General features: G+C 61.8%; 10 protein-coding genes. 5 read left to right on the top strand and 5 right to left on the bottom strand.

The features are described from left to right. Positions 1-186 precede the first annotated feature (186 nt). The 3 genes from K3180_RS10710 to K3180_RS10700 form a co-directional block, all read right to left on the bottom strand. Positions 187-858, bottom strand: a complete 672-nt coding sequence (locus K3180_RS10710) for a glutathione S-transferase family protein (RefSeq protein ID WP_221540732.1) — start codon at positions 856-858, stop codon at positions 187-189. A gap of 78 nt (positions 859-936) precedes the next feature. Continuing rightward, complete coding sequence (locus K3180_RS10705) at positions 937-1,389, bottom strand: hypothetical protein (protein ID WP_221540730.1); 453 nt, start codon at positions 1,387-1,389, stop codon at positions 937-939. A gap of 70 nt (positions 1,390-1,459) precedes the next feature. After that, positions 1,460-1,837 (bottom strand): hypothetical protein, encoded by a 378-nt coding sequence (locus K3180_RS10700; protein ID WP_221540728.1) that lies wholly within the window; start codon positions 1,835-1,837, stop codon positions 1,460-1,462. A 93-nt stretch (positions 1,838-1,930) separates the two neighbouring features. On the opposite strand from K3180_RS10700, the gene K3180_RS10695 reads away from it, so the two are divergent. The 4 genes from K3180_RS10695 to fghA all read left to right on the top strand — a co-directional run bounded on the left by K3180_RS10695 (position 1,931) and on the right by fghA (position 4,872). After that, entirely contained in the window at positions 1,931-3,040 is a 1,110-nt protein-coding gene (locus K3180_RS10695; RefSeq protein WP_221540726.1) for an S-(hydroxymethyl)glutathione dehydrogenase/class III alcohol dehydrogenase, read from the top strand. Positions 3,041-3,138: 98 nt separating this feature from the next. After that, on the top strand, positions 3,139-3,519 hold the full coding sequence (locus K3180_RS10690; RefSeq protein WP_221540724.1) for a VOC family protein: 381 nt from the start codon (positions 3,139-3,141) through the stop codon (positions 3,517-3,519). A 28-nt stretch (positions 3,520-3,547) separates the two neighbouring features. Next, positions 3,548-4,030 carry a prolyl-tRNA synthetase associated domain-containing protein gene (locus tag K3180_RS10685; protein ID WP_247710493.1) on the top strand — a complete coding sequence of 161 codons (483 nt, stop codon included), beginning with the start codon at positions 3,548-3,550 and terminating at the stop codon, positions 4,028-4,030. After that, a complete protein-coding gene (gene fghA / locus K3180_RS10680) occupies positions 4,030-4,872 on the top strand; it encodes an S-formylglutathione hydrolase (protein WP_221540721.1) in 843 nt (280 codons plus the stop codon). Before K3180_RS10685 ends, fghA begins: the two co-directional genes overlap by 1 nt. 47 nt (positions 4,873-4,919) lie before the next feature. On the opposite strand, the gene K3180_RS10675 is transcribed toward fghA, so the two are convergent. Further along, positions 4,920-5,510 carry a hypothetical protein gene (locus tag K3180_RS10675; RefSeq protein ID WP_221540717.1) on the bottom strand — a complete coding sequence of 197 codons (591 nt, stop codon included), beginning with the start codon at positions 5,508-5,510 and terminating at the stop codon, positions 4,920-4,922. A 158-nt stretch (positions 5,511-5,668) separates the two neighbouring features. Next, positions 5,669-6,904, bottom strand: a complete 1,236-nt coding sequence (locus K3180_RS10670; protein WP_221540754.1) for a polyhydroxyalkanoate depolymerase — start codon at positions 6,902-6,904, stop codon at positions 5,669-5,671. A 165-nt stretch (positions 6,905-7,069) separates the two neighbouring features. On the opposite strand from K3180_RS10670, the gene K3180_RS10665 reads away from it, so the two are divergent. Continuing rightward, positions 7,070-8,884 carry an ABC transporter transmembrane domain-containing protein gene (locus K3180_RS10665; protein WP_221540715.1) on the top strand — a complete coding sequence of 605 codons (1,815 nt, stop codon included), beginning with the start codon at positions 7,070-7,072 and terminating at the stop codon, positions 8,882-8,884. Positions 8,885-8,990 lie beyond the last annotated feature (106 nt).

Genomic DNA, 8,990 nt, shown 5'->3' with positions numbered 1-8,990 from the left:
CAAGATAACCTCCGCAAAAGCTATCTTGAATCACATCTCGCAGCGATTGTGAATCCAGTTTGTCAACAGGGCCTAAGTCGAGCTGCCCGACCATTCCCCACACGGCAATCGGCGAAAAGGCCAGAAAAACCAGCAATACTGTCCAAAAGTCCATCATGCGCCTAACTAGCCGCAGAGAAGGCTTTGTCACAAATCCAGCGAGGCATATTCCCGCGGCGGGGGAAGCCCGTCCATCTTCTCGCTCAGCAGCGGTCGGAAGCTGGGGCGGCTTTTCATGACCATGTACCAGCCCTGCGCCTGTTCGTGTCCGCGCCAGTCCACCGCACCGAGGTAATCCACAACCGAGAGATGCGCCGCGCAGGTCAGGTCGGCGAGGCTCAATTGCGGTCCGGCGAGCCATTGCCGCGTGTCGACCAGCCAGTCGATATAATCGAGATGGCCGTGCAGCATCCGGCCCATCTGGCGCAGCACCTGCCCGTCGGGCGGCTGGCGCAGGACAATTCGCTTCTTCATCTTCTCATTGAGGGCGGGCCCGCTCACGTCGGCGTAGAAATTCTCGTCGAACAGAGCGACCAGACGGCGGATTTCGGCCCGCTGGGTTGCGCTGCCCGAAATCATCGGATTGCGTTCGACAGTCTCTTCCAGGAATTCGCAGATGGCCTGGCTGTCGCACAGGGTGATCCGGCGTGCAGCATCGTGCAGCACTGGAGTGCGACCTGCCGGATTGAGCTGCCAGAAAGCGTCGCGTCCCTCCCAGGGATTTTCGCGCACCAGCTCATAGGCGACCGACTTCTCGCCCATGAGCAAGCGGAGCTTCCGGCTGAAGGGACACAAGGGGAATTGGTGGAGTTGCCACATGCTGGCCCACCCCATGCATCACCCGCGCGCCAAAATCCACATCGCGGCGTACCTGTCCGCCAAAATTTCGGCGTGAAGTCAGTCGGCTTGCGGCGCGGCGTCCTTTAACCGTTCCGCCATCTGCTCGAGCGCGGGCATCATCTGTTCGAAAGCGCCGGCCATCGAGCCCATCGTATCGAGAGCGCGCGGCAGGTTCTTTTCGATTTCCTCAGGCACGCGGTCTGCCTCCGGAGCCACCGATCGCAAGGTCGCGTCCGGATCGACCCTGGGCGCATCCTCGCCCGCGATTTCGCCCACCGAGTTCATCAACGGGGCGAGCGGTATGTCGAGCAGCACTTCGCTCATCGTGCGCAGCATCAGCGCCATCTGGCGCTGCTTCTCGGGGTCTCGCATCCGTTCGGCCATTTCGGAGAACGGGCTTTCCCGCTCTTCCAGCGCCACAATAGTTTCATCGCTGGCGTCCTGCGCAAGCAGGGAAGTCGGCGCGACAAAGGCAACGGTGGCAAGGGCGGGGAGTATAAGTTTACGCATGGTTTCACCCAGGTTTTCCGCGATTCGGGACGATATGCCCGAACGCCAATGACACGGGGCTGAACGCGCTTCAGAGCCCCGAAGCGTCCAGCATCATCATGCAGGCTGGCATAATCTCGCGAAGAGCTTGCGGATCGTTCTTCAGCGATTTCACTTCACGGATCACCAGCATTCCGACCGCTTCGCGATTCGCACCGGTCTGCTCCATCAGCTGGGCCGTCGTGCGCACGAAGAATTCCCGGCCCCGTTCGCCCGGTTCGGGATAGTCCTGCACTGAGGCGTCGCCTGCAACCTTGCCGTTCTGGACCAGTGCGAAGGCCACGCCGCAACGCAGCGCGGTTTCCTGCTCCATGGTAAGGTCCGGCAGCGACGGAGCCACCTCGGCCTCCTGCGCGGTGGAAGAGGCTGCAAGGGTCAGTGCGGCGAGCGACATCAATGACTTGATCATGGCGAGCATCCTAGACCCGCACCGATGAACCGCAAGCAACTTGCGGGGCCGCAGGAGCTTCACTACCCCAGCCCGAAAGGAGATTCGTTTCATATGAAAACCAGAGCCGCCGTCGCCTTCGAAGCCAAGCAACCGCTGGAGATCGTCGAACTCGATCTCGAAGGGCCGAAAGACGGGGAAGTGCTGGTCGAAATCAAGGCGACGGGCATCTGCCACACCGATGCCTATACGCTCGACGGGCTCGACAGCGAGGGGCTGTTCCCAAGCGTGCTGGGCCATGAAGGCGCAGGGATCGTGCGCGAGGTCGGCAAAGGCGTGACTTCGGTGAAGCCCGGCGACCATGTGATCCCGCTCTACACGCCGGAATGCCGCCAGTGCAAAATGTGCCTCTCGGGCAAGACCAATCTGTGCAGCGCGATCCGCGAAACGCAGGGCAAGGGCCTGATGCCCGACGGGACGACGCGGTTCAGCTACAACGGCAAGCCGATCTATCACTACATGGGCTGTTCGACCTTTTCGAACTTCACCGTCCTGCCCGAAATCGCCGTGGCGAAAATCCGCGAGGACGCGCCCTTCCACACCAGTTGCTACATCGGTTGCGGCGTGACCACGGGGGTGGGCGCTGTCGTAAACACGGCGCAGGTGAAGCCGGGTGACAATGTGGTGGTGTTCGGGCTGGGCGGGATCGGTCTCAACGTCATTCAGGGCGCGAAGATGTCGGGCGCCGACCGCATCGTCGGTGTCGACATCAATCCGGACAAGAAGAGCTATGCCGAACATTTCGGCATGACCGATTTCGTCAATCCGAAAGAGGTCGACGATGTGGTGGCGACGCTGGTCGAAATGCTCGACGGCGGGGCGGATTACAGCTTCGACTGTACCGGCAATACCGACGTGATGCGCCAGGCGCTCGAATGCTGCCACAAGGGCTGGGGCACCAGCATCATCATCGGCGTGGCGGAAGCGGGCAAGACCATCGAGACCCGCCCCTTCCAGCTGGTGACGGGCCGCAACTGGCGCGGGACGGCATTCGGCGGGGCCAAGGGACGCACCGACGTACCCAAGATCGTCGACTGGTACATGGACGGCAAGATCCAGATCGACCCGATGATCACCCACGTCCTCAAGCTCGAGGAAATCAACAAGGGTTTCGACCTCATGCATGCGGGCGAAAGCATCCGCAGCGTGGTGGTTTACGATTAATACGTCATCCCGGCGGACGCTGGGATCCGGCGCGGCAACGCGCGGCGAATTTGAAAGAGATTCCAGCTTTCGCTGGAATGACGATGAGGAGAGAAGTTATGTTCAGCCATGTTATGCTGGGGGCCGACGATATCGAGGCCTCGAAGAAGTTCTACGATGCCTGCTTCAAGGCGCTGGGCGGCCGCGAAGGCCAGATCGATCCCAAGGGCCGCGTGATCTACATGCATAATGGCGGGATTTTCCTGCTGACCAAGCCGATCGACGGCCAGCCGGCGAGCTGCGGCAACGGATCGACCATCGGTTTTGCCGCCGACAGCCCGGAAATGGCCGATGCCTGGCACAAGGCCGGCAGCGAGAATGGCGGCACCGAGATCGAAGATCCGCCGGGCATTCGCGAAGGTGCCGGCATGAAGCTCTACCTCGCCTATCTGCGCGATCCTGCAGGCAACAAGGTCTGCGCGATGCACCGTCCGGGCTGACGGCTTGGGACATCGCGGAGAAGCGGGATTGCGGGAGGACCTTCGGGCGCTCGCGATCCCCTTCGAGCATCACGAGCACGAGGCCGTCTTCACGGTCGAGGAAAGCCGCGGGGTGAAGGAAGCCATCCCGGGCGAGCATACCAAGAACCTGTTCCTGAAGGATGCGGGCGGCGCCTTCTGGCTGGTCACCGTTCCGGCGGAAATGCGGGTCGATCTCAAGGCGCTGCCTGCCGCCATCGGCTGCAAGCGGGTGAGCTTCGGCAAGCCTGACGACATGGAGCGGTTGCTGGGCCTTAAACCCGGATCGGTCACTCCGCTGGGTGCGATCAACGCCGAGCCGGGCAGCATCGCCGTGGTTCTCGACCGAACACTGGCCGAGGCGGGCCGGATCAACGTCCACCCGCTTCGCAATACCGCGACCATCGGCCTGTCCGGCGCGGATTGCTTGCGGCTGATCGAACATTGGGGCCATGCGCCGCGCATTGCAGACATTCCCTCACAGGACAGTTGATGAACCTCGAATACCTTTCCCAGAACAAGGCCTATGGCGGCGACCAGTTCGTCCTGTCGCACCAGTCGGAAGCGACGGGGACGGAAATGACCTTCTCCGTCTATGTTCCGCCCCATGCCGAGGGAACGAAGCTGCCGGTGCTGTGGTACCTTTCGGGCCTCACCTGCACGCATGCCAACGTCACCGAAAAGGGCGAATACCGAGCGGCCTGCGCCGAACACGGCGTGATCTTCGTCGCGCCCGACACCAGCCCGCGCGGTGACGATGTGCCCGATGCCAAGGACGAATACGATTTCGGCAAGGGCGCGGGTTTCTATGTCGATGCGACACGGCAGCCGTGGTCGAAGCACTACCGGATGCGCAGCTACATCGAGGAGGAACTGCCTGCGTTGGTGGCCGCGAACTTCCCCGCCGACATGGGGCGCCAGGGCATCACCGGCCATTCGATGGGCGGCCACGGCGCGCTGACCACCGCCCTGCGCAATCCGGACCGCTTCCGCTCAGTTAGTGCCTTCGCGCCGATCGTCGCCCCCGCGAAAGTGCCATGGGGCGAAAAGGCCTTGTCGCGCTATCTCGGGGACGACCGCGATGCGTGGCGCGCATATGATGCTGTTGCGCTGATCGAGGATGGTGCGCGGCTGGACAACCTGCTGGTCGACCAGGGCACGGCAGACAATTTCCTCGAGGAACAGCTCAAAACCGGCCTGCTATCGATGGCTTGCGCCAAGGCGGGCATAAGCGCCGACATCCGCATGTGGGAGGGGTATGACCACTCCTATTACTTTATATCGACCTTCATGGGCGAGCATGTGGCGTGGCATGCGGAGCGATTGTGTGCATAGACGGGCAAGCACCCGGCAGACTGGCAGGTCTTTCAGCTCTGTGAGTGTTACTCCTCTTCCGGTGATGCGATACGGACCATGAGATGCGCGTAAGGCGTCCCTTTCCACATCACATATACCGGCTGCGAGACGTCGTTCGACATGCCCTCATATACGCTCGGATCAGGGAGGATCAGCATCATGTGGGGGCCGTCTTTGATCCACATATTGTCGGCTGTGGGTTCGGTCGCCGCAGGGTCGAGATTACTTACTCCGGGCGCATCGCCCTCTCCGGCGAGCATATAGGAAACCCCGAAATTGCCAGTCGGGAAAGGCTTTCCAGTCTGTAGGGCACCGAGCGCCGCCATCCAGGTTTCGTCGTTACACATTGGCCCCATGCCGGGCGTTTCCGCTATACAGGTCCAACCGTTTGTCCCCTCACGGACGACATTTCCATCCGCATCGATCACCGTCGCATTGTCGGTCACGTCGGCAGGACCGGCGGAAATGGCGCTTTGAAGAGGTGTCTGGTCTTCAGCCTCAACGGTGGCTTGGCCTTCGGTGCCATTCTCCGCGTCGGGTTCCACGCGGTTTGCACTGTCGCACGCCCCGGTCAGACTCAGTATCGCAATTGCCGCGAAAGCGTCGAATTTTCTCATGGCTTCCTCCCATCGAACGACCCTTTCGAAGGAGGGAAACATACGCCTTCGCGTCGACTATCGCAAATCGGCTACAGGCCGTTTACCTTGCTAGGCTTTCCGGAAGCGACATCGCCTCATGCGACGATGCAGTGGTTCACGGACTGACGGAGCGAACCTCACCCATGCGCAGCGATGAATTCCTCCACCACCGGAGCGATCTTGCCGCGCCATTTGCTGCCGTTGAAGATGCCGTAATGTCCGGCGCCCTCGGCCATGTAGTAGCGCTTTTTTCCGGCATTGAGATTGGGCGTCAGTTCCAGCGCGGCGCGGGTCTGGCCCAGGCCTGAAATATCGTCACGCTCGCCTTCGATGGCGAGCAGGGCGGTCTCGGTGATGTCGCCGAGGTCGATGCGCTTGCCGCGGTGCATGAAGGTGCCATTGGGGATCGAATGGTCCTGGAACACTTCCTGCACCGTCTGCAGGTAGAATTCCGCCGTCATGTCGCACACGCTGCGATATTCGTCGTAGAAATCCTTGGTCGCCTGCGCGCTCGCCTCGTCGCCTTCGGTGAGGTGTTTGAACATCTCGTAATGGCTCATCATGTGATTGCCGAGATTCATGCTCATGAAACCGGCCAGCTGCATGAAGCCGGGATAGACCCGTCGGCCATGCCCGCGGTATTGCATCGGCACCGTGGCGATCACGTTCTGGCGGAACCACTCGATCGGGCGGTCCATTGCCATGTCGTTGACGCTGGTGGGCGAACAGCGGGTGTCGATCGGTCCGCCCATCATGGTGAGCGTCCTTGGCGCGCAGGGGTGCTTGTCGCGGTTCATGATCGCGGTCGCGGCGAAGACCGGGACCGAAGGCTGGCACACCGCCATCGCATGTGCGCCCCCCCCGTTCTTATTGGGCCCGATATGCTCGAGAAACTCGATCACATAGTCCATGTAGTCGTCGAGGTCGAAATGCCCTTCATGCAAGGGTACGCTGCGCGCATCGGCCCAGTCGGTGACATAGACGACGTAGTTTTCCAGCATCCGCTCGACCGTACCGCGCAGTAGCGTGGCATAGTGCCCGCTCATCGGCGCGACGACCAGGAGGCGCGGTGCATCCTTGGGCAGGCCTTCGCGGTGAAAGCGCTTGAGATCGCCGAATGGCTTGTTGAGCACCGTTGCTTCGACCACGGGAAACGCCTTGCGTCCGACGGTCACGCTTTCGATACCCCAGGCAGGCTTGCCGTAGGTGGCGGTCGCATGCGCAAAGACCTCGAGCGCGCTCGCCGCCATCGGGCCCATGCCCATATAGCCGAAGGGCAGGGCCGGATTGGAAAGCATCTCGGACCCGATCGAGGCCCAGGTACTGGCGCTCGACAGCCAGCTGCGTTGTAGTTCGTAGGCGTGATAGAGCATCGTATTCCCCTGCGGCCCGCCAATTGTGTTGTCGCGTGCGGGATCGTCCAAAGAGGCGGAGTGTGCCGCGGCGTTCGTGATTGTGCAATGCACAAATAGGGTAAAAGTGCCGACGGGCCTCCTGCACTGTGGATTTTGCCCGAGGCGCGCACTAGGTGGGCGGTGATGGACGAGACCTCAACCGAGACAAGGCCGCAGCGCAGGATCTTCCGGCGCCGGCGGGGCGAGAAACGGTCGCTTAAACCGCTGCGCATGGTTTTTGCCGCAATGCTGCAATATCCCGGCCATGTTGGCATGGCGCTGGTTGCGCTGGTGATTACGGCGGCTGCTACCCTGGCGATACCGGCCGGTTTCAAGATGGTGATCGACAGCGGCTTCGGTTCAAGCGGGGATCCCGAACAGATGGGGCGCTGGTTCCGCTATCTGCTGATGATCGTCTGCGTCCTGGCGTTGGGGACGGCGCTAAGGTTCTATTTCGTGAGCTGGCTAGGCGAACGCGTGATCGCCGATGTGCGCATGCGGGTTCAGGAAAACCTCCTCCGGCTTGCTCCGGGCTTTTACGAAGAAAACAGTCCCAAGGAAATTTCCAGCAGAATGACCAGCGATACGGCGCTGATCGAAACCACGGTCGGCACCACCGTCTCGGTTGCCTTGCGGAACACGCTCGTGGCGATCGGCGGAACGATCTATCTGTTCTATCTCGTACCCAGCCTGACCATGGGCATGCTGCTGATCATCCCGGCAGTCGTAATGCCGATAACCCTGTTCGGACGAAGGCTGCGAAAGGTCAGCCGGACGAGCCAGGACCGCGTGGCGGATATCGGCGCGATGGTGACCGAAGTGCTGTCGGCGATGAAGATCGTCCAGGGTTTCAACCAGGAGAAACGCGAGCATGCGCGCTTCTCCGAAGCGGTGGAGCGCACCTTTACCGTTGCCAAGCGCCGCATCCTCATCAGGGCGGCACTCACCGCAAGTGTCATCCTGTTCGTTTTCGGCGGCATCACTATGCTGATCTGGCGCGGGGCGGAAGCCGTCAATGAAGGAACGATCTCGGGTGGGACCATTGCAGCCTTCGTGCTTACCGCCGGGCTAGTCGCAGGCGCATTCGGCGCCCTGACCGAGGTTTATGGCGACTTGTTACGTGCCTCGGGGGCCGCGAGCAGGCTGTCCGAACTGCTTGTCGAAGAGCCGGGCATAAGCGCGCCCGAAAAGCCTCAGGAACTACCCAGTCCGCCACGCGGCAGCCTGTCGTTTCGCAATGTCACCTTTCGTTATCCGACACGGCTTGAAAGTCCGGCCCTCACCGATTTCACGTTGGAAGTCGAGCCGGGTGAGACGGTAGCGATCGTCGGCCCCTCGGGCGCAGGTAAATCGACCATTTTCCAGCTGGCCGAGCGTTTCTATGATCCGCAGGCGGGCACGATCCGTCTCGACGGCATTCCGCTGACCAAGGCCGATCCCGCCGAGATACGCAAGCGGATCGCTTTCGTCCCGCAGGAAGGCGTGTTGTTCTCGGCCAGCGCGCGCGACAATCTGCGCTATGGCAACTGGGACGCCCGCGAGGACGAGATCTGGGCCGCCGCACGGGCCGCCAATGCAACCGAATTCCTCGAGAACCTGCCCGATGGACTCGATACTTATCTTGGCGAGAACGGCACGCAATTGTCGGGCGGCCAGCGGCAGCGTATCGCCATTGCCCGGGCGCTGTTGCGCAATGCGCCGATCCTCTTGCTCGACGAAGCGACCAGTGCGCTCGATGCAGAAAGCGAACGGCTGGTGCAGGACGCGCTCGAGCATTTGATGCAGGACCGCACTACGCTGGTAATCGCCCACCGCCTCGCCACCGTGCGTGCGGCCGACCGGATCGTGGTGATGGAAGACGGGCGGCTCGTCGAACAGGGAGCGCACGACCAGTTGGCGGCCAATGGCGGGCTCTATTCGCGGTTGGCGAGCCTCCAGTTCGGCAACGAGGCCGCCTGAACCTTCGACCAAGTCCGTGCGCCGTCCGACGAACGGCGACTCCCCTCCCTGAAATCTGCTAGCCAGCCTGCACGAGGTCGCATGCGCGCGAGGGGCGCGCCCGATC

Source organism: Qipengyuania huizhouensis, from assembly GCF_019711635.1.
GTDB lineage: Bacteria > Pseudomonadota > Alphaproteobacteria > Sphingomonadales > Sphingomonadaceae > Qipengyuania > Qipengyuania huizhouensis.
The sequence above is the reverse complement of the archived record's forward strand: the minus strand, read 5'-3'. Positions and strand labels throughout refer to the sequence as shown.